The sequence below is a fragment of the Arthrobacter russicus genome (assembly GCF_031454135.1).
GTDB classification, from domain to species: Bacteria; Actinomycetota; Actinomycetes; order Actinomycetales; family Micrococcaceae; genus Renibacterium; species Renibacterium russicum.
The window spans coordinates 797,280-816,452 of the sequence record NZ_JAVDQF010000001.1; the positions used below are offsets into that span (position 1 = coordinate 797,280).

Consider the following 19,173-nt stretch of genomic DNA (forward strand, 5'->3'; position numbering starts at 1 on the left):
ATAAACGAGGGATCGGACAACCCGCTCAGCGCAGTTCCCGCTCCCTGATCTCGCCCACGAGTTCTTCGATCACGTCTTCCAGGAAGAGCACTCCGCTGGTGCTCCCGTCCGCAGCGATCACCCGGGCCAGGTGCGATCCGGTACGCTGCATGATGCGCAAGGCGTCTTCGATTTCTTCGGCCTGATCCAGGTTTACCAGGGTCCGGACCCGGGATTCGGCCAATGGCATCTCGTATTCGTCTTCGGGGACATTCAGGACGTCCTTGATGTGCACATAGCCGGTCAGGTTGCCCGCATCGTCGGAAAGCACGAACCGCGAGAATCCGGTGTGCCGCACCGCTGCTTCGACATCCAAGGGCGTGGCCGAGGCGAACAGCGTATGCAGGGATTCCAAGGGCACCATGACCTGGCCCGCGGTGCGCTCGGAGAACTCCAAGGCACCGCTGAGCAGCCCGGTCTGGTCATCGACCAGACCGTGCTTGGTCGACTCCGCAACGATCGACTGCACCTCTTCGAGCGTGAAGCTGGAGGTTACTTCGTCCTTGGGCTCCACCTTGAACCAGCGGATGATGTGGTTCGCCACCCAGTTCAAGCTGAAAATCAGCGGCCGGACCACCTTGGAAACCCAGACCAGCGGCGGAGCCAAGACCAATGCGGCCTTGTCCGCCACCGAGACCGAGATGTTCTTCGGCACCATTTCGCCGAAGGTCACGTGCAAGAAGGTCACCAATAACAACACCAGGATGAAGACCGCCGGCGAGGCGATGCTCTCCGGGACGCCCAGGTCCACGACCGGACCGAGGATCAAGTACTTGATCGCCGGCTCCGCGACCTGCAGGATCAACAACGAGGCCACGGTGATGCCCAGCTGCGCGCAGGCGAGCATGAGCGAGACGTGTTCCATCGCGTAAAGCGTGGTCCGGGCCCGCTTTGAACCCGCCTCAGCAAGCGGCTCGATCTGGCTTCGACGCGCGCTCATGATCGCGAACTCGGCGCCTACGAAGAATGCGTTCGCCAGCAGCAACACCACCAGCCAGACGATTCCGCCCCAGTCGCTCATCGTTCCCGCCCTTCAGCCGCGGGCAAAGCATCCTCGGCAATCGGGATGAACCGCACCCGGTCCACCCGTTTGCCGTCCATCCGCTCCACCTCCAAAACGCCACCCACCGTCTCCACGGTGTCGCCGACGGCGGGGATCCGGCCCAGGCCGGCCATCAAAAAGCCGCCGACCGTCTCGTAGCTGGCCTCATCTGGAACTCGCAGCCCCGGAATCTGGTCGGTGATTTCATCCGGACGCATCAGCCCCGGGAAGTGCCAGTCTCCGGTGGTGCTCTGCAGGACGCCCGGCGTCGTGTGGTCGTGTTCGTCTTCGACTTCGCCGACGATCTCTTCCACTAGGTCCTCCAAGGTCACGACCCCGGCAGTGCCGCCGTACTCGTCGACCACGATGGCCAATTGGAGGTTGCCGCCGCGCAGCTCGCGCAGCAAGGCATCGAGATGGATGGTTTCCGGAACCCGGAGCACGTCCTCCTTGATGGTTCCGGCCTGCAATCCTTCGCGTTTGTCGGTGGGCACCGCGATTGCCCGTTTGACGTGGACCACGCCCCGGACGTCGTCGGCGGAATCGCCGGTTACCGGGAAGCGGGAGAACCCAGTGCGTCGGGCGGCATCGATGACATCGGTCAACGGGGCGTCGATGTCAATCATCTCCGCCTGGATCCGCGGCGTCATCACATCGGCGGCGGTACGCTCCGAAAATTGCAGCGAACGAGCCAGGAAGTTCGCGGTCCCCGCAGCCAAGGTGCCCATTTCCGCAGAACGCCGGACCAGCGAAGCCAATTCGGCCGGACTACGCGCCCCAGAAATCTCTTCTTTGGCTTCAATGCCGAAGAGATACAGCACCCGATTCGAGAACCCGTTCAGCAACACGATCGCCGGCCGGAACACCGCAGTGAACATCAATTGCGGCCGGGCCAAAAGCTTCCCGACGACGAAAGCCCGGGCAATCGCCATGTTCTTGGGCACCAATTCGCCCAGCAGCATCGACAGCAACGTCGCCAGCACCAAGGCGATGACCAAGGAGATCGTCGAGGCGATTTGCGGCGGAATGCCCAAGGTGGCCACCGGACCGGCCAGCAGTGCACCCAAAGAGGGCTCCATCACGAAACCAGTGAGCAAAGTGGTCAGCGTGATGCCCAACTGGCAGCTCGAGAGCTGGGTGGAAAGCGATTTGAGACACCGCAACAAGGGTTCAGCACCCCGATCGCCGCCTGCCACCGCTTTCTGGACCATGGTCTGGTCCAGCGCGACCAGGGAAAATTCGACCGCCACGAAAAATCCGGTACCTAGAATAAGGAACACGCCGACGACTAAAAGCAGCCATTCCATTTACCGGATCACCGCCGTCGCGGCTGATCTGCGCGCGCAATGCGCTGCAATTGATGGAGGTTGGTCGTCCTGGCCGAACTCGCCGGGCAATTGGCCGCCGGCTGCGGAGTTCTCAAGCGCAGGGATATCGGATAGGGCTGTGCCGGCAAGTGCCTCGACCGTAGTACGGATCGGCTGCCGGCTCCTAGAGTGGTAGTCCATAGTCCTCACAGTCTACCGGACGTGGGAACCCCTCGGCGACTCCTACCAGCTCTGTTGCAGCGGGCGGCCTTCTTCGTAACCCGCCGCGGACTGGATTCCGACCAGGGCTTTTTCGCGGAACTGGGCCAAATCAGTGGCCCCGGCGTAAGTCAGGGAGCTGCGCAGCCCCGAAGTGATCATGTCGAGCAAGTCCTCCACACCAGGCCGGGCCGGGTCGAGATACATCTTCGAGGAGGAAATGCCTTCCTCGAAAAGCGCTTTCCGGGCCCGGTCGAACGCCCCTTCGCGCTGCGTCCGGTTCTGCACCGCCCGGGCGCTGGCCATCCCGAAGCTTTCCTTGTAACGCCGGCCCGCCGAGTCCACCAGCAAATCGCCGGGGCTTTCGTAAGTGCCGGCAAACCAGGAACCGATCATCACTTGGCTCGCCCCGGCGGCGAGCGCGAGGGCGACGTCGCGCGGGTAGCGCACCCCGCCGTCGGCCCAGATCGACTTGCCCAGCTCGCGCGCGGCCCCAGCACATTCCAGCACCGCGGAGAACTGCGGCCGACCCACGGCGGTCATCATCCGGGTGGTGCACATCGCCCCCGGCCCGACGCCCACTTTGACGATGTCCGCGCCGGCTTCCACCAAATCCCGGACGCCATCGGCACTGACCACGTTTCCGGCCACGATCGGCACCTTCGGACTCAGCTCGCGGACCGCGGCGAGCGCCTCGAACATTTTGCGCTGATGCCCGTGCGCGGTGTCCACCACCAGGCAATCCACCCCGCCCTCGAGCAGTGCCGCGGCTTTGGCCTGCACATCGCCGTTGATCCCCACCGCCGCGGCCACCCGGAGCCGCCCTGCCGAATCCAGGGCCGGCTGGTAGATCGTGGAGCGCAACGCCCCGTTCCGGGTCAAGGCGCCGACCAGCTTCCGGTTCCCGCCGGCATCGGAGCGCAGTACCGGAGCGAAACCGCCCGGCGCGCCGTCGAGCAATTCGAAGGCCTGCTGCAACGCGGCCCGGTGGTCCGCAACGCCGTCGAACAAGGCGGCATCGATGGTGACCACCGTGCTGCGCATCACCGAGCCGAGCGAGCTGAACCGGTCCACGCCCTCGCAATCGGCGGCGGAAACCACACCTTGGAACGTTCCATCGGGGGCCGTCACCACTACCGCGCCGTGCGCGCGCTTGTCGATCAGGTGCAAGGCGTCGATCACGGTGTCCCCCGCCGACAAGGTCACCGGGGTTTCGAACAGCGGGTCCCGGGATTTGACCCACTCGGTGACTTCGCGCAGCACCGGCAGCGGAATGTCCTGCGGCAGGACCGCCAAGCCGCCCCGGCGGGCCATGGTCTCCACCATCCGCTTGCCGGTGACCGCGGTCATATTGGCCACGACCAAGGGGATCGTCGTCCCGGTGCCGTCGTCGCTGGAGAGATCGACGTCGAGACGGGAAATCACCTCGGAACGCGAGGGCACCAGGAACACGTCCGAATAGGTCAGATCGGTGGCTCCTGCCCTGGAATCCTGAGCAGAACGTTCGGTCGCCGTCTCGATGAATCGCATGGTTTCCAGTCTATGCGCGGTCGCCGACGCCGAACCAGCGCCGAATCCATGTGGCCTGCGACACAGAATGTGAAAACATGCAGTTCTAATTGGATTGTGCGGCCAAAGCGTTACTAGACTGAGACCCGGACGGCAATGTCTTGAAGCTCATGGAAGAGGCGTATTTCAGGTGCCAGAACAATCCATTCCTCGTTTGACCGAAGAGTTCGGCGGAAACGAATGGCTCGTCGATGAACTGTACGAAAAGTACCGGCAGGACAAGAACTCGGTGGACGAGAAGTGGTGGCCCCTGTTCGCTTCCATCGACGCCGAGAATTCCGCTGGTTCCGCGGCCGATGGCGGCAACGGGAAGCATGCTGCGCCAGCCGCCGGCAGCGAACCGCGCCCGGTGACCCGTCCGCTGCCCGTGGTGCCGCAAGCGGCCCCGGCAACCGAAGCGCCCGCCGCGCCGAGCCAGCCCCCGGCTTCCGCCCCGGCACCGGCTGCCGCCGCGGCCCCGGAAGCACCGGCTGCCGCCGCGGCCCCGGACGCCAAACCGGCCACCCCCGGAGTCCGCGCGCCGAAGAGCGCCACCGCCCCCATCCCGGCCCAATTGCCGCCCACCGCGAAGAGCACCGCGGTTCCGGACGAGGACCGGGTCGACGTGCTGCGCGGTCCGGCCAAGGCCATCGCGACCAACATGATCAGCAGTCTCCAGGTGCCCACCGCAACCAGCGTGCGCGCGATTCCGGCGAAGTTGCTGATCGACAATCGCCTCGTGATCAACTCGAACCTGGCCCGGGCCCGGGGCGGCAAGGTGTCCTTCACGCACCTGATCGGCTACGCGGTGATCCGGGCGCTCAAGCAATTCCCGTCGATGAACGTGCACTATGACGAGGTGGACGGCAAGCCGGTCGCGGTGCAGCCGGCGCACGTGAACTTCGGCATCGCCATCGACATGCCGAAGCCGGACGGCTCCCGGCTGCTCGTCGTGCCGAACATCAAAAAGGCCGAAACGCTGAGTTTCGCCGAGTTCTGGCACACCTATGAAGATCTGATCAAACGCGCCCGGGCCGGCAAGCTGACCGCCGACGATTACGCCGGCACCACGGTGTCGTTGACCAACCCCGGCGGCATCGGCACCGTGCATTCGGTGCCCCGGCTTTCCAAAGGCCAGGCGAGCATCATCGGCGTCGGCGCGCTGGACTACCCTGCGGAATTCCAGGGCACCAGCGAACGGATCATCGCCAAGAATGCGATCAGCAAAGTCATCACGCTCACCTCGACCTACGACCACCGGGTCATCCAGGGTGCCGGCAGCGGCGAATTCCTCAAGCTCGTGCATCAGTTGCTGCTTGGCGCGGACAACTTCTACGACGACATCTTCGAAGCCCTCCGGATCCCGTACGAGCCGGTCCGCTGGAGCCCCGACGTCCAGGTGGATCCCTTCGACCAGATCAACAAGGTCGCCCGGATCCAACAGCTGATCCACGCCTACCGGGTGCGCGGCCACTTGATGGCGGATACAGATCCGCTCGAGTACGTCCAGCGCAAGCACCCCGATTTGGATGTGCTCAACCACGGCCTGACCTTGTGGGACCTCGACCGGGAGTGGCCCACCGGCGGCTTCGGCGGCAAGGACAGCCTGAAGTTCCGGGATATCCTCGGCGTGCTCCGGGACGCTTATTGCCGGACCACCGGCATCGAATACATGCATCTGCAGGATCCGGAACAGCGCAAGTGGTTCCAGGACGAGCTGGAGCACCCGTATTCCAAGCCCAGCCGCGAAGAGCAGCTGCGGATCGTCTCCAAACTGAATGCCGCCGAGGCCTTCGAAACCTTCTTGCAGACCAAATTCGTCGGCCAGAAGCGGTTCTCGCTCGAAGGCGGCGAATCCTTGATCCCGTTGTTGGATTCGATTCTTTCGGACGCCGCCGACGACGGCCTCGACGAGGTTGCGATCGGCATGGCGCACCGTGGCCGGCTGAACGTGCTCACCAATATCGCCGGCAAAACCTATGCCCAGGTTTTCCGCGAGTTCGAAGGCGTGCAAGACCCGCGCAGCGTGCAGGGGTCCGGCGATGTGAAATACCACTTGGGCACCGAGGGGACCTTCACCTCGGACAGCGGCAATGAAACCAAGGTCTACTTGGCGGCCAATCCCTCGCACTTGGAAGCCGCCGACGGCGTGCTGGAAGGCATTGTCCGGGCCAAGCAGGACCGGCTCAACCAGGGCGAGGCATTCCCGGTGCTGCCGGTGCTGATCCACGGCGACGCGGCCTTCGCGGGCCAGGGCGTGGTGGCCGAGACGCTCAACTTGTCCCAGCTTCGCGGTTACCGGACCGGTGGCACGATCCACGTCGTGGTGAACAACCAGGTCGGATTCACCACTTCGCCGTCCTCCTCGCGCTCGTCGGTCTACTCCACCGACGTGGCGAAGATGATCCAGTCCCCGGTGTTCCACGTCAATGGCGATGACCCGGAAGCCGTGGTCCGGGTGGCCCAGATGGCTTACCAGTTCCGCGAGCGCTTCCACAAAGACGTCGTGATCGATCTGGTCTGTTACCGCCGCCGCGGGCACAACGAGGGCGATGACCCCTCGATGACCCAGCCGATGATGTACAACCTGATCGAAGCCAAGCGCTCAGTTCGCCGGCTGTATACCGAGTCTCTGATCGGCCGCGGCGACATCACGAGCGAAGAAGCCGAGCAGCTGCTGCGCGATTACCAGGAACGGCTGGAACGGGTGTTCGCCGAAACGCACGCGGCGCAGACCTCGCCGATCCCGGTGATCACCTCCGATTCGCAGGCGGTTTCCGACCTGGAACGGCCGATCGCGCAACAAGCCGATTCCGGCTCCAACACCCCGACCACGACGGCGATCAGCGCCGAGACGCTGGCCAAGGTCGGCGCGGCGCACTTGGCCGTGCCCGAGGGCTTCACCGTGCACCCGAAGCTCAAGGCCCTGTTGGAGAAGCGCGAAGTCATGTCCCGGGAAGGCGGCATCGATTGGGGCTTCGGCGAATTGGCCGCCTTCGCATCGTTGCTCATGGAAGGCGTGCCGGTCCGGTTGGCCGGGCAGGATTCCCGCCGCGGCACCTTCGTGCAGCGGCACGCGGTCTTCCATGACCGGCTCAACGGCGCCGAATGGACCCCGCTTTCCAATTTGACCGAGGACCAGGCGAAGCTGTGGATCTACGATTCGCTGTTGAGCGAATTCGCCGCGATGGCGTTCGAGTACGGTTACTCGGTGGAGCGCCCGGACGCCTTGGTGCTCTGGGAAGCGCAGTTCGGCGACTTCGCCAATGGTGCGCAGACCGTGGTCGACGAGTTCATTTCCTCGGCCGAACAGAAATGGGGCCAGCGTTCTTCGTTGACTCTGCTGCTGCCGCACGGTTACGAGGGCCAGGGCCCGGACCACTCCTCGGCCCGGATCGAACGCTATTTGCAGATGTGTGCCGAGAACAACATGGTCGTCGCCCAGCCTTCGACTCCGGCATCGCATTTCCATCTGCTCCGGCGCCAGGCCTTCAGCCGGCCCCGCAAGCCGCTCATCGTCTTCACGCCGAAGCAATTGCTGCGGTTGAAGGCTGCCGCGTCGCCAGTCGAAGAATTCACCACCGGGACTTTCCGCCCGGTAATCGGCGATGCCCAGTTGCCGGCGACGGCAACCGTGGACCGGGTAGTACTGGTCTCCGGACGGCTCTACTACGATCTGCTCGCGGCACGGCAGAAGTCCGGAGACGAATCAACCGCTCTGGTCCGGGTGGAGCAGCTCTACCCGCTGCCGGTCGGAGAGATCGAAGCCGAACTGGCGAAGTACCCGAATGCCGAGGTCGTCTGGGCGCAGGACGAGCCGGCCAACCAGGGCCCTTGGCCGTTCATGGGCTTGAACCTGCCGCAGGCTCTGGAACGCGGCGTCCGCCTGGTGTCCCGGGCTGCTTCGGCGTCCACCGCCACCGGTTCCGCAAAGCGCCATGCGGCTGAGCAGGAACAACTTGTGGGCAAGGTCTTCGCTCGCTGACCCACTGCCGATGCCCAGTCCGCAACGAGCGGACTGGGCATCGGCGTGTCCGGACGAGTACTGTTCAAAACATCCGAAAGCCATAAAGAACGAAAAGTAGGTAAGTGTGGAGCAGAGGAAGATCCGTCTGGCTGCAGTCGGCGACGAGCTGCTTGCCGGCCATGGCGACCCGAGGGCTTTGGGCTGGATCGGCAGAGTACTGGCACGCACTCCGCAAGAAGAGATCTCGCTTGAACCCTATTCGCTGGCCTGCCCGCAGGAGGGCACCGAAGCCCTGGCGGCCCGGTGGCTCTCCGAATCGGGCCGGCGCTTCGATGATTTCCATGAGAACCGGCTGATCATCGGTCTCTCCGACCGGGACATCGAGCTGGGCCTGTCCACCGCTCGGAGCCGGCTCAACCTGGCCAACATCCTCGATGGCGCAGCGCAGCTGAGCGTCCCGGTATTCGTGGTCGGACCGCCGCCGGGCTTGGACCAGAGTGCCAACCGCAAGCTCAGCGAACTCAATACCGCATTCGCCGATGTGACCACCCGGCGTCGGCACGTTTACGTGGACACCTTCTCGCCGTTGCTCAACCACGAACAGTGGCGTACCGATCTGGCCGCGAACGGTGGAACGCCCGGGCAGGCCGGTTACGGCCTGATGGCTTGGCTGGTGCTGCACCGCGGCTGGTTCCAGTGGCTGGGGATCCCCGACTCCGTCTGAGCGTCCACGAGAAACCACAAGCGCTGCCCGCGCGTCTCCAGGCGCAACAACTCCGGGCGACCCGGGAAACCAAAGACGCGATATATCTTGACCTTGCCCTAGACGCGTTATATCGTGAACACATAAACGCGATATAACGCGATCTAGGAGGAACCATGGAACAGCAAGATCCAACCGAATTCGTGCCGCCGGCTGCGCACTGGAGCCTGGACTCCGCGCAGACCATCGACATCGACGACGTCCGCGAACTCAAAGTCGCGATCGTCGGCGGCCGGCTCGACGTGATCACCCACGACGAACCGGTGACCCGGGTGGAAGTCGCCCAGATCAGCGGCACCAACTTGGAAATCGGGCTACGCAATGGAGTGTTGCACGTCGAACACCGGGATCAGAATCCGTTGGGCTGGCTCAAGCGGCTCAGCAGCATGACCAACCAACGGATCATCGTGAGCATCGCGGTACCGGCCGGAACCCCGGTGCGCGCCTCCACGGTCAACGGCGAAGGCCTGATCAGCGGAATCCAGGCGGACAGCGAGCTGAGCACGGTCTCCGGTTCGATCATCGCCGACGGCACCCGCGGAGACCTCGAAGTGGATACGGTGAGCGGGGAAATCATCGTGCGCGGCCATTCCGGCCGCTTCGGCGCAAAAAGCGTTAGCGGCGAAATCACCGCGTCCGGCGAACTCATGGGAGTGCGTGCCAAGACCGTCAGCGGGGATCTGGGCTTCGATTTCCACGGCTCCCCCGACGTTTTGGACTTGACCAGCGTCTCCGGAGACGTGACCGTTCGGGTGCCGGCTGCAGTGGGCGCCGCACTCGATCTGAAAACCGTGTCCGGCCGGGTGATCCTGGACGACCAGAAGTTCACCGGCACCGGTCAAAGGGTCAGAACCAGCTCCGGCCCGGCACAGCCGCAATTGCGGATCTCCGGGAATTCGGTTTCCGGGGACATTTCGGTGGTCCATGCGATTCCGGCCGAATCCGAAGGAACCGGCGCATGAGCGGGAACCATTGGAGCATCGAGACCCCGCAGACTTTGGAGATCGACGACATCCGGAGCATCAAGTTGGCCGCGGTGTCCGGCCGGTTCGACGTGGTGGCCCACGACGAACCGGTGGCCCGGATCACGATCAGCGAGCTCGAGGGCGATCCCTTGGAAATCCATGCCGACGCCGGCCATCTGGAGATCCGGCACGGCCATCACGACGCCGCGCGCTGGTTGAACAAGCGCCATCCGAGCGGCCCCGACAACCAGTTTGACCAGCCCAATCGGTTTGACCAGCCCAATCGTTTGGTGATCACGATCGCGGTTCCGGCCGGCACCGACGTCGATGCCGGAACCGTCAGCGGCGACGGCCTGGTCTCCGGGCTGGCCGGTCGGATCAGGGTCTCGTCGGTCTCCGGTTCGGTGATCAGCGATTCGACCGAGGGTTCCTTGGGTGCGAATACGGTCTCCGGCGAGGCGATTGTGCGCAATCACAGCGGAGACCTTGCGCTCAACTCGGTTTCCGGCGAGCTCACCGGTTCAGGCAATCTCTCTGGAATCAAAGCTAACTCCGGCACCGGGGACATGACCTTCGATTGCTGGGGGCCGGTCCGGAAGATCTCCACGAATTCGGTATCGGGCGCGGTGCTGATCCGGCTTCCCGAGGATCTGGGAGTCGATTTGTCGGTCACCTCGGTTGCCAGCCAGATCACGGTCGACGACGAGAACTTCAAGGTACTGGGCAACACCAAGCGCAGTTTCGGCGAGCGGTCCGCCAACTCGGTGCAGATCGGCTGCATTTCGGTGTCCGGCGCCGTTTCGGTGTTCCACCGGATCAAGGAGGCCAGCTGATGCCCCCGGTTTTCGCGCACGGTGCGCTGCGGCTGTATCTGCTGGCGCTGCTCGAGGAAGGCCCGAAACACGGTTACGACGTAATCCGGGCGCTCAGCGACCGGTTCGGCGGCACCTATTCGCCGAGCGCCGGCACGGTCTACCCGCGCCTGGCGAAACTCGAAGAAGAAGGCCTGGTGGCCACCGCCGCCGATGGACGTCGGACGGTGTACCAGATCACCGATGCCGGACGGGCCGAGGTGGCCGCCCGCCGCACCGAACTCGACGAAGTCGAGCAGGACATTTCGGCTTCGGTCCGACGGCTGGCCGACGATCTGCGCCAAGACATCCGGACGAACATGAAAGGCTTGCGTGCTGATTTGGCGGCGACCGCGGAAGCGGCCCGGAGCGTGGCCCGGAAGATGCCCGAAGCCGGGCGCTATTCCCCCACCAACCAACGGCTGCTCAAAGAAGCCGAAATGCTGCTGCAGACCTTCCGCGATGAGATGCGGGTCGAACTGCGGCAGTATGCCCGGCAGGATGTGCTCAGCGACATCACTTTGGAAACCATCCGAACGGTTCTGGACCAAGCAGCAATTGCGATCCGGACCACGCTCGGCGACCCGAAGGACCAACGCAATCCGGCAACACAACCCCGAGAGGACTAGCCATGCACCTCGCCCGGAACTATCTGGCACCGCGGCGCATCGATACCGCAACCCGGCGGAATCGGCAGAACCTCCCCGGCACGGCGGTCCCGGACTTCCGGCTGATCGCCGACCGGGACGCTGCCTCGGCAGCACTCGTCGTCGCCTACCAGCTGCCCGGTTGAGCCCGGGAAGGCACCGCCGACGGCATTCGTTTCGAAAATAGCCTCTTGAGCCCGGACTCGGCGCCCGAGTCCGTCGCGTGGGACCGCGCAGAACCGGTCCCCGAGGTCCCGCTCCCCCAAAGGCAACGATTCCGCGACGAATCACCGGTCCGACTGCCCGATCGTGGCAAGCTCGCCAATAATGGGCAGATGAAGGCTCGGCGCACTTCCGGTGTTTTTGTCGGCGATTGGCGCTCGTTGCTGATCGTGCCGGCCAGCATTGCCTTGGCCGCCGGTTCGCTTGCCGGATGCACAAGGCCGCCCGGCAGTCTGCCGCCCGGCAGCTTGCTGCCCTGCGGCCCGCCGGGCTTTTCGGTGAATCCGTCCAGTGCGAAAGTCGGCGAGCAGGTGACGGTCAGCGCGCCAGATTCCACGTGCAACCCGCGATACGGCGCAGCTGCCCGGATCCAGGTGACCGTCATCGACGCGATGCAGGCGGAAATCCTCAGCACCATTGCGCCGATGAACGATGCCGGCGGCTTCAGTTTCAGCTTCGAAGTCCCGGCAGGAGCGGCTGCCGGCGAGGCAGCGGTGAGCGCCGCGCCCTACAACATCGATTGGTGCGATGACACCGGCAAAAACAACCGCGCGGCCGGGACGGCGGAGGCCATCCAACGCGCATCGTGCGCGATGCCGGTGTCCCCGCTGCAAATCACCCCCTAGCCTCGATCGACCCAGCCACCGGATTCCCGGTTAGGCCCAGCGCGGAAGGTGTGAAAGACTTGTATCCGAATCTTTTCAGGTCCGTTTCGAGGACCTGCTCGAAGTTTCAGCATCGATAGAGGAATGGAGGCTGCTATGTCCAAGCGTGCACGCAAGCGTCGTGACCGGAAGCGTGGCGGCGCGAACCACGGTAAGCGCCCCAACACCTGAGACGTGAGAAAACCCCTGCTGCCATCAGGCCGCAGGGGTTTTTTCTTGCCCGGAGCAGTCCGGTGCGCCGACCACCGGGTCAGGCTACCACCGGCTCAGGCATCGACTGCTTTGGCCGCATGGATCCGCTCCAAGATCGACGCCTTGAGGTTCTCCGGCGCCACCTCGGTGCAGGAACGCTTCACCACGGACCGGATCACGCACTCCAGATCATGTTCTCCGGCGCAATCCGCGCAGGTATCCAGGTGCTCCTTGATCTCGGCGAGGTCGTCGTGGGACAACGCCCCGTCCAAATACTCGTAAATCCTCTGGACCCGCGAATCTTCGCAGTCCCCCAGACTTTGGCAGTCAGTCATTTCGCACTTCCCTTAATTTCACTGTCCGGTGTTCCACTGCCCACTCCAGCAGCACTGAATCCGCGCTCCGCGGCGTAGTCCGCCAGCAGCTCGCGCAACATCTTCCGACCACGGTGCAATCGGGACATCACAGTTCCGATCGGCGTGTTCATGATGTCCGAGATCTCCTTGTACGCGAAGCCCTCCACGTCCGCGAAGTAGACCGCCAAGCGGAATTCTTCTGGAATCGCCTGCAGGGCGCGTTTCACATCGGAATCCGGCAAGTGGTCCAGGGCTTCAGCTTCGGCGCTGCGCAGCCCCGAGGAGGTATGCGATTCGGCCCGGGCCAATTGCCAATCCTCGATCTGGTCCGACCCGGACTGCAAGGGCTCACGCTGCCGCTTGCGGTACAGATTGATGTAGGTGTTGGTCAGGATCCGATACAGCCAGGCCTTGAGGTTCGTGCCGGGCTTGTACTGGTGGAAGGCCGAAAAAGCTTTGGTGTAGGCCTCCTGCACCAGATCTTCGGCGTCCGAGGGATTCCGCGCCATCCGCATTGCCGCCGAGTAGAGCTGATCGACATATTGCATGGCGTCGCGTTCGAAACGGACGCGCCGCTGTTCGATCGATTCCGTGCTCGGATCGACCCATTCTTCCGCAGACACTGTGGCCGGGACTTCATTGCTCGCGTTGCTCATTGCCTTCAAGTCTAGTCTCAGCTGAAGACCGGCACCTGCCGCAGCGCGGTCCGGGGCAATCGCCTCCGCCGGCACAGCTTCTGCCAAAAGCAACTCAGCCATGGTGTCCTTCCGTTTGTGCTTACCACTGGGCAAACTGGACGGAAAGCGAAATTATTCCGCAAAAGTGCCAGACTAGAGGCGACCAGCACCACTCATAGGAGGCCCCCTGATGTCACTCGTCCGCACCATCGCCCGCCCGTTGCTCGCCTCGAGTTTCATCGTCGCCGGGGTCGAGAGGATTCGACATGCGGATGAGACGGCGCAGAATCTCGGCATTGTGCTGCGGCCGATCGCGAACGCAGTGCCCAGTGCGGACGAAAAAATCGTGGCCCGGGCCGTGGGCGGCGTCCAGCTGGCTGCCGGCATCCTGTTGGCCGTCGGCAAGCTGCCGCGCTTCGCCGGCCTCCTGCTCACCGTCACGTCGACGTTAAACGCGGCGGCGGAGTTCGGCGCTGCGGACACCACCACCGCCGAAGGCCGGCGCTGGCAGCGCAACCAGCTGCTCAAGAACGTCTCGCTGCTCGGCGGCGTGCTGCTCGCCTCGGTGGACACCGCCGGCAAGCCGGGGCTCGCTTGGCGCGCCGAACACTTGGCCGAATCCGGCAAAAAAGCCGGCAAGAAACAGCTCAAAGCAGCTAAGAAGGGCGCCAAGAAGACCGTGCAGAAGGCCGCCGACGGAATCGCCGGTGCGGTGCCAGCCCGGTGATTCAGGATCCAATCACCCGGAACCCGGCGGCCGAACTGTGGCCGGCGCCCACGGCCCAGAGTCCGGTCCAAGCAACGTTGACGGTGCCCGGCTCAAAGTCGTTGACCAACCGGTATCTGGTGTTGGCTGCGCTCTCGGATGGGCCCAGCCGGCTGCGCGCCCCGTTGCACTCGAGGGATTCGGCCCTGATGATCGCCGCGCTGCGTCGGCTCGGCGCGCAGATCGAGGAGGCCGGCGGCGAGGGCGCGTTCGGACCGGACCTGCTGGTCACTCCGATCGAAGCCGGCAAGCCGGTAGCCGCCACCTCGGTCGACTGCGGCCTGGCCGGCACCGTCATGCGCTTCGTCCCGCCCTTGGCCGCCCTGGTGCCGGGGACGGTGCGCTTCGACGGCGACCCGCATGCCCGCAACCGCCCGATGGGTCCGGTGCTCGAGGCGCTTTCCGCGCTCGGCGTGCGGCTGAGCGACGACGGCGGCAGCGCGCCGACCGCGCTCCCGTTCACCGTGCACGGGGCCGGCAGCCTGCGCGGCGGCTACCTGGCCCTCGACGCCTCCGCGTCCTCGCAGTTCGTTTCCGCGCTCTTGCTGGCAGCGCCCCGGTTCGCCGAAGGCCTGCACCTGGAGCACATCGGAAAGCCCGTGCCGAGCCTGGAGCACATCGCGATGACCGTCCGGGTGCTGCGCGAGGCCGGCGTCGTGGTCGACGACTCGGTGCCCAGCCATTGGATCGTCTCGCCCGGCCCGATCCGGGCCTTCGACGTCCAGGTGGAACAGGACCTCTCCAACGCCGGCCCGTTCCTGGCTGCGGCATTGGTCTCCCACGGCACGGTCCGGATTCCGGGTTGGCCGGAAGGCACCAGCCAGGTCGGGGACAGCTGGCGCCAGATCCTGCAGCAGTTCGGTGCCGAGGTGACGCTCCAGGACGGCGTGCTCTCGGTAACCGGCGGGCCGCAGATCCGCGGCGTGGAACTCGCCGACACCTCGGAGTTGGCCCCCACCGTGGCGGCGCTCTGCGCCCTCGCCGAAGGACCCAGCCGGTTGAGCGGCATTGCGCACCTGCGCGGCCACGAGACCGATCGGCTGGCCGCCCTGGCCGCTGAGATCAACGGTTTGGGCGGCGACGTCGAAGAGACCGCCGACGGCCTGCTGATCCGCCCCCGGCCGTTGCGCGCCGGCGTGTTCCACAGCTATGCCGACCACCGGATGGCCACGGCCGGCGCGATTCTGGGCCTCGCGGTTCCCGGCATCCTGGTCGAAGACATCGCCACTACGGCGAAGACCATGCCGGAGTTCCCGCAGCTGTGGCACCGGATGCTGGAGCATTAGTGGCCCGCGATTGGGATGAATCGGACGTCCGGATCCGGCCGAACAAAAAGGGCAGCAAGCCGCGCACCAAAGACCGGCCGGCCCATGCGGACGCGCTGATCGGCCGGATCATCACGGTAGACCGCGGCAGGTACACCGCAATCGTGGACGAAGCCGGACCGGACGAGCGGCTGCTGGTCGCGGCCCGGGCCCGCGAGTTGCGTAGATCCCCGGTCGTGGTCGGCGATTTCGTGGCCTTGGTCGGCGACACCTCGGGCGAGCCGGACACCTTGGCCCGGCTGGTCCGGATCGAAGACCGGCGGACGCTGTTGCGTCGTTCCGCCGACGATACCGATCCGGTGGAACGGGTTCTGGTGGCCAATGCGGACCAATTGGTGATCGTGGTTGCGGCGGCCAATCCGGAACCGCGCACCGGGTTCATCGACCGGGCTCTGGTCGCCGCTTACGACGCTGGTCTGGACCCGCTCCTGCTGATCACCAAAACCGATGTCAAAGACCCGGCGGAACTGCTGGCGCACTATGAGCAACTCGATTTCACCATCGTGCTGAGCCGAACCGTCGGGCAGGGTTCGGCGCAACCCGGCGAGCACCGCACGGCGCATCTGGAGAGCGATGCGGTGGAACGTCTGAGCGAACACCTGGCCGGGAAAGTCTCGGTTCTGGTGGGCCACTCCGGCGTCGGCAAATCCACCATGGTCAACGCGCTGACCGGCTCGAACCGGGCCACCGGCGGAGTCAACGCGGTCACCGGCCGCGGCCGGCACACCTCGTCCTCGGCCTTGGCGTTGAAACTCGTCGATGTGCAGACCGGCGAGCCCAGCCCGGGCAGCTGGATCATCGACACGCCCGGCATCCGCTCCTTCGGCCTGGCCTTGGTCGATCCAAACCGGATTCTGCGCGCGTTCCCCGACCTGGAACCCGGCATCGAGGACTGCCCGCGCGGCTGCAAGCACGACGACGACGCACCGGAATGCGGTTTGGACGGCTGGGTGTCCGCCGGGCACGCCGGTGACAGCGGGCCGGCCCGGCTGGCCTCCTTCCGGCGGCTCCTGGCAGCGGTTTCCGGAAGCCCCACGGCCACGAACTGAGCTGGTTCCAGAGCCGGCCGGTGCCGCGAAATACCCGGAAAAAGCCGGAATCAGGATAGCGTTGGAGCTATGAATTTCGCGCCGCAAGGCTACAACGATGATCTGCGCCTGGCGCACGTGCTGGCAGACTCAGTCGACGCCCAGACCATGGACCGGTTCAAGGCCCTGGATTTGCGGATCGAGACCAAGCCGGACCTGACCCCGGTCACCGACGCGGACAAGGGCGCCGAAGAAGCGATCCGCAGCCAGCTTTCCCGGGCCCGGCCCCGGGATGCGATTCTGGGCGAGGAATTCGGCAGCATCGGCCATGGCCCGCGACGCTGGATCATCGACCCGATCGACGGCACCAAAAACTTCGTCCGCGGCGTGCCGGTATGGGCCACTTTGATCTGCCTGGTCGACGAAGGCGTACCAGTAGTCGGCGTGGTCAGCGCCCCGGCTCTGGGCAAACGCTGGTGGGCTTCCAAGGGGACCGGCGCCTTCACCGGCAAGTCCTTGGCCGCGGCCAGCCGGCTCAAAGTCTCCAATGTTTCGAAACTCTCCGACGCCTCGATGTCCTATTCTTCGTTGAAAGGTTGGCGGGAACGCGGGAACCTCGACGAATTCACCAGCTTGATGGACTCGACGTGGCGGACCCGCGCCTATGGCGATTTCTGGTCCTATTGCCTGGTCGCCGAAGGCGCCGTGGACATTGCCTGCGAACCGGAGCTGAATTTGTACGATATGGCCGCCCTGGTGCCAATCGTCACCGAGGCCGGAGGCCGGTTCACCTCGCTCGAAGGCGCCGATGGCCCCTTCGGCGGCAACGCTCTGGCGACCAACGGCATCCTCCATTCCGAGGTGCTGCAGATGCTCAACCCGAATCTGGATCCGCTGCTCTGAACCGCAAGGCGCCCTGGATCCGCGGGGCCGGGATTGTTGCGTAACACTTTGTCCCGGTCCGCGGAACTCCTCTAGGCTGGTGCCAGGTCACGAGTGCCAGCGTCAAACCCCGGTTTGCTGGCCGGCAACCCTCCTTTCGCGGCGGGGTGCCCCGGGTGACGACCTGGCCGGACCGGTGCGGTCCCGGCAAGCGCGGATCCCCGGTGCCCCGGTTGTTGTGCCGGGCCAGGGATTCTCAACAGACGAGGTCCCATGAGCATTTCCATTCTCGAAAATCCCGAATCCACCGCCGTTTCCGCAGATCAGGCTTTGTTGGCCGTGGTCGGCGCGGACTTGCAGGCTCCGCTGATCCAGGGCGGGCAGCGGCGCTATGTGAATCTCGACTACGCCGCCTCGGCTCCTGCGGTGAGTGCTGTCGCGGATTACTTGCAGGAAATCCTGCCGTACTACGCGAGCGTGCACCGGGGAGCCGGATTCGCGTCCCAAATCAGCACCTCGGTCTACGAGAACGCGCGCAACATCGTGCGGGATTTCGTCGGCGGCCGCCCCGACGACGCGGTGATCTTCACCCGGAACACCACCGACGCGCTCAATCTGCTGGCCCGTTGCCTACCGGAGCCCGGATCGGTCGGCGGCGGCGATGTGCTGTACCTGGACATCGAGCACCACGCCAACCTCCTGCCATGGCAAGCCCTGCCGCACCGCAGCGTACTGGCGGCCGATTCGATCGCGGAGACCATCGCGGTGCTGGAAAGCGAATTCGCCGCCGGACCGGTCGCATTGCTGGCCGTGACCGGCGCTTCCAACGTCACCGGGGAAATCCTGCCGATCGCCGAATTGGCGGCCTTGGCACACCGCCACGGTGCCCGGATCGTGGTCGATGCGGCGCAATTGGCACCGCACCGCAGGATCGACTTGGCCGGCTCCGGCGTGGACTACCTCGCCTTTTCCGGGCACAAGCTCTACGCCCCCTTCGGTTCCGGTGTTCTGATCGGCCGGCCGGACTGGTTGGACTCCGGGCTGCCCAATCTGTTCGGCGGCGGAGCCGTCCGGGAAGTCCGACTGGATTCGGTCAGTTGGGCGGACGGGCCGGCCCGGCATGAAGGCGGCACCCCGAATGTGCTCGGCGCAGCGACCTTGGCGCACGCGGCAGAAGTCCTGGCCGGCTTGGACCAGACCGACTGGCAGCAGCACGAGGAATCGTTGCGCAGCGCCCTGGTCTCGGCCTTGGAAGCGATTCCGGGAGTCCAAGTGCACCGCTTGTTCCGGGACTCGGCGGACTATCCGGGCAGCGGCAGCATCGGCGTGGTGAACTTTTCGATCGAAGGGTACGACGCCGGTTTGGCCGCAGCGTTCCTCTCCGCCGAGTTCGCGGTGGGCGTACGCGACGGCCGCTTCTGCGCCCATCCCCTGCTGCGCCGGTTGGGCTTGCCGTCCGGTTCGCTGCGGGCCAGCTTCGGCGTCGGCTCCCGGCTGGAGGACGTGCAGCGCCTCGCCGACGGCGTCCGGCAACTGGTCGAGACCGGCCCCGCCGCCGACTATGTGGTCGATGCCGGACGCTGGGTCCCGGCGGACGACTTCCGGGAATTCCCGCAGTGGGCCCCGAACACGCCCGGGACCGCCGGTGCGGCCCCGTGCCGGGCCACGGACTGATGGCCGTTCGCAGTATTCTGGAGACCTCAGTTTTCCAG

At 65.1% G+C, this 19,173-nt stretch carries 18 protein-coding genes and 1 riboswitch; of the genes, 13 read left to right on the top strand and 5 right to left on the bottom strand.

Going from position 1 to position 19,173, the window contains the following annotated elements; all coding sequences use genetic code 11:
- Nucleotides 1-25: 25 nt before the first annotated feature.
- The 3 genes from JOE69_RS03750 to guaB1 form a co-directional block, all read right to left on the bottom strand.
- Entirely contained in the window at nucleotides 26-1,060 is a 1,035-nt protein-coding gene (locus tag JOE69_RS03750) for a hemolysin family protein (RefSeq protein ID WP_309796184.1), read from the bottom strand.
- Complete coding sequence (locus JOE69_RS03755; protein ID WP_309796186.1) at nucleotides 1,057-2,388, bottom strand: hemolysin family protein; 1,332 nt, start codon at nucleotides 2,386-2,388, stop codon at nucleotides 1,057-1,059. Before JOE69_RS03755 ends, JOE69_RS03750 begins: the two co-directional genes overlap by 4 nt.
- Before the next feature lie 243 nt (nucleotides 2,389-2,631).
- Nucleotides 2,632-4,137 (bottom strand): GMP reductase, encoded by a 1,506-nt coding sequence (gene guaB1 / locus JOE69_RS03760; protein ID WP_309796188.1) that lies wholly within the window; start codon nucleotides 4,135-4,137, stop codon nucleotides 2,632-2,634.
- Nucleotides 4,138-4,306: 169 nt separating this feature from the next.
- Here guaB1 and JOE69_RS03765 point away from each other — a divergent pair, with 169 nt between their 5' ends.
- The 8 genes from JOE69_RS03765 (at nucleotide 4,307) to JOE69_RS17840 (ending at nucleotide 12,406) form a co-directional block, all read left to right on the top strand.
- Complete coding sequence (locus JOE69_RS03765) at nucleotides 4,307-8,140, top strand: multifunctional oxoglutarate decarboxylase/oxoglutarate dehydrogenase thiamine pyrophosphate-binding subunit/dihydrolipoyllysine-residue succinyltransferase subunit (protein ID WP_309796191.1); 3,834 nt, start codon at nucleotides 4,307-4,309, stop codon at nucleotides 8,138-8,140.
- A gap of 106 nt (nucleotides 8,141-8,246) precedes the next feature.
- Entirely contained in the window at nucleotides 8,247-8,846 is a 600-nt protein-coding gene (locus JOE69_RS03770) for a GDSL-type esterase/lipase family protein (protein ID WP_296363686.1), read from the top strand.
- A gap of 155 nt (nucleotides 8,847-9,001) precedes the next feature.
- The gene (locus JOE69_RS03775) at nucleotides 9,002-9,847 is read left to right on the top strand and encodes a DUF4097 family beta strand repeat-containing protein (protein WP_309796193.1); all 846 of its coding nucleotides are present in this window, start codon (nucleotides 9,002-9,004) and stop codon (nucleotides 9,845-9,847) included.
- A complete protein-coding gene (locus JOE69_RS03780) occupies nucleotides 9,844-10,683 on the top strand; it encodes a DUF4097 family beta strand repeat-containing protein (RefSeq protein ID WP_309796197.1) in 840 nt (279 codons plus the stop codon). The genes JOE69_RS03775 and JOE69_RS03780 overlap by 4 nt, the downstream gene beginning before the upstream one ends.
- Nucleotides 10,683-11,330 (top strand): PadR family transcriptional regulator, encoded by a 648-nt coding sequence (locus JOE69_RS03785; RefSeq protein ID WP_296363689.1) that lies wholly within the window; start codon nucleotides 10,683-10,685, stop codon nucleotides 11,328-11,330. The genes JOE69_RS03780 and JOE69_RS03785 overlap by 1 nt, the downstream gene beginning before the upstream one ends.
- A 2-nt stretch (nucleotides 11,331-11,332) precedes the next feature.
- Nucleotides 11,333-11,494 carry a hypothetical protein gene (locus JOE69_RS03790; RefSeq protein ID WP_309796200.1) on the top strand — a complete coding sequence of 54 codons (162 nt, stop codon included), beginning with the start codon at nucleotides 11,333-11,335 and terminating at the stop codon, nucleotides 11,492-11,494.
- A gap of 189 nt (nucleotides 11,495-11,683) precedes the next feature.
- Entirely contained in the window at nucleotides 11,684-12,196 is a 513-nt protein-coding gene (locus tag JOE69_RS03795) for a hypothetical protein (RefSeq protein ID WP_309796202.1), read from the top strand.
- 135 nt (nucleotides 12,197-12,331) lie between these two features.
- Nucleotides 12,332-12,406, top strand: a complete 75-nt coding sequence (locus JOE69_RS17840) for a 50S ribosomal protein bL37 (protein ID WP_369299106.1) — start codon at nucleotides 12,332-12,334, stop codon at nucleotides 12,404-12,406.
- 95 nt (nucleotides 12,407-12,501) lie between these two features.
- On the opposite strand, the gene rsrA is transcribed toward JOE69_RS17840, so the two are convergent.
- Both rsrA and JOE69_RS03805 read right to left on the bottom strand, forming a co-directional pair.
- Entirely contained in the window at nucleotides 12,502-12,762 is a 261-nt protein-coding gene (gene rsrA, locus JOE69_RS03800) for a mycothiol system anti-sigma-R factor (protein WP_296363692.1), read from the bottom strand.
- Nucleotides 12,759-13,541: a sigma-70 family RNA polymerase sigma factor gene (locus JOE69_RS03805; protein ID WP_309796205.1), complete on the bottom strand. Its 783-nt coding sequence runs from the start codon at nucleotides 13,539-13,541 to the stop codon at nucleotides 12,759-12,761. The genes rsrA and JOE69_RS03805 overlap by 4 nt, the downstream gene beginning before the upstream one ends.
- A gap of 109 nt (nucleotides 13,542-13,650) precedes the next feature.
- Here JOE69_RS03805 and JOE69_RS03810 point away from each other — a divergent pair, with 109 nt between their 5' ends.
- From JOE69_RS03810 to JOE69_RS03830, 5 genes are all read left to right on the top strand, one after another.
- Nucleotides 13,651-14,187 carry a DoxX family protein gene (locus JOE69_RS03810; RefSeq protein WP_309796208.1) on the top strand — a complete coding sequence of 179 codons (537 nt, stop codon included), beginning with the start codon at nucleotides 13,651-13,653 and terminating at the stop codon, nucleotides 14,185-14,187.
- Nucleotides 14,184-15,512 carry a 3-phosphoshikimate 1-carboxyvinyltransferase gene (gene aroA / locus JOE69_RS03815; protein WP_374709667.1) on the top strand — a complete coding sequence of 443 codons (1,329 nt, stop codon included), beginning with the start codon at nucleotides 14,184-14,186 and terminating at the stop codon, nucleotides 15,510-15,512. Before JOE69_RS03810 ends, aroA begins: the two co-directional genes overlap by 4 nt.
- Nucleotides 15,512-16,600, top strand: coding sequence for a ribosome small subunit-dependent GTPase A (rsgA, locus tag JOE69_RS03820; RefSeq protein ID WP_309796211.1), 1,089 nt, complete (start codon nucleotides 15,512-15,514; stop codon nucleotides 16,598-16,600). The genes aroA and rsgA overlap by 1 nt, the downstream gene beginning before the upstream one ends.
- Nucleotides 16,601-16,669: 69 nt before the next feature.
- Nucleotides 16,670-17,482 (top strand): histidinol-phosphatase, encoded by an 813-nt coding sequence (gene hisN, locus JOE69_RS03825; protein WP_296363696.1) that lies wholly within the window; start codon nucleotides 16,670-16,672, stop codon nucleotides 17,480-17,482.
- An 85-nt stretch (nucleotides 17,483-17,567) separates the two neighbouring features.
- Nucleotides 17,568-17,681: riboswitch (SAM riboswitch) on the top strand.
- A 53-nt stretch (nucleotides 17,682-17,734) separates the two neighbouring features.
- The gene (locus JOE69_RS03830) at nucleotides 17,735-19,135 is read left to right on the top strand and encodes an aminotransferase class V-fold PLP-dependent enzyme (RefSeq protein WP_296363697.1); all 1,401 of its coding nucleotides are present in this window, start codon (nucleotides 17,735-17,737) and stop codon (nucleotides 19,133-19,135) included.
- The last annotated feature ends 38 nt before the right edge of the window (nucleotides 19,136-19,173 follow it).

Excerpts from the sequence above, each read along its gene's own strand:
- JOE69_RS03750 (WP_309796184.1), bottom strand. The coding sequence starts at position 1,060 with ATGAGCGACTGGGGCGGAATCGTCTGGCTGGTGGTGTTGCTGCTGGCG.
- JOE69_RS03755 (WP_309796186.1), bottom strand. The coding sequence starts at position 2,388 with ATGGAATGGCTGCTTTTAGTCGTCGGCGTGTTCCTTATTCTAGGTACC.
- guaB1 (WP_309796188.1), bottom strand. The coding sequence starts at position 4,137 with ATGCGATTCATCGAGACGGCGACCGAACGTTCTGCTCAGGATTCCAGG.
- JOE69_RS03775 (WP_309796193.1), top strand. The coding sequence starts at position 9,002 with ATGGAACAGCAAGATCCAACCGAATTCGTGCCGCCGGCTGCGCACTGG.
- JOE69_RS03780 (WP_309796197.1), top strand. The coding sequence starts at position 9,844 with ATGAGCGGGAACCATTGGAGCATCGAGACCCCGCAGACTTTGGAGATC.
- JOE69_RS03785 (WP_296363689.1), top strand. The coding sequence starts at position 10,683 with ATGCCCCCGGTTTTCGCGCACGGTGCGCTGCGGCTGTATCTGCTGGCG.
- JOE69_RS03790 (WP_309796200.1), top strand. The coding sequence starts at position 11,333 with ATGCACCTCGCCCGGAACTATCTGGCACCGCGGCGCATCGATACCGCA.
- JOE69_RS03795 (WP_309796202.1), top strand. The coding sequence starts at position 11,684 with ATGAAGGCTCGGCGCACTTCCGGTGTTTTTGTCGGCGATTGGCGCTCG.
- rsrA (WP_296363692.1), bottom strand. The coding sequence starts at position 12,762 with ATGACTGACTGCCAAAGTCTGGGGGACTGCGAAGATTCGCGGGTCCAG.
- JOE69_RS03805 (WP_309796205.1), bottom strand. The coding sequence starts at position 13,541 with ATGGCTGAGTTGCTTTTGGCAGAAGCTGTGCCGGCGGAGGCGATTGCC.
- JOE69_RS03810 (WP_309796208.1), top strand. The coding sequence starts at position 13,651 with ATGTCACTCGTCCGCACCATCGCCCGCCCGTTGCTCGCCTCGAGTTTC.
- hisN (WP_296363696.1), top strand. The coding sequence starts at position 16,670 with ATGAATTTCGCGCCGCAAGGCTACAACGATGATCTGCGCCTGGCGCAC.
- JOE69_RS03830 (WP_296363697.1), top strand. The coding sequence starts at position 17,735 with ATGAGCATTTCCATTCTCGAAAATCCCGAATCCACCGCCGTTTCCGCA.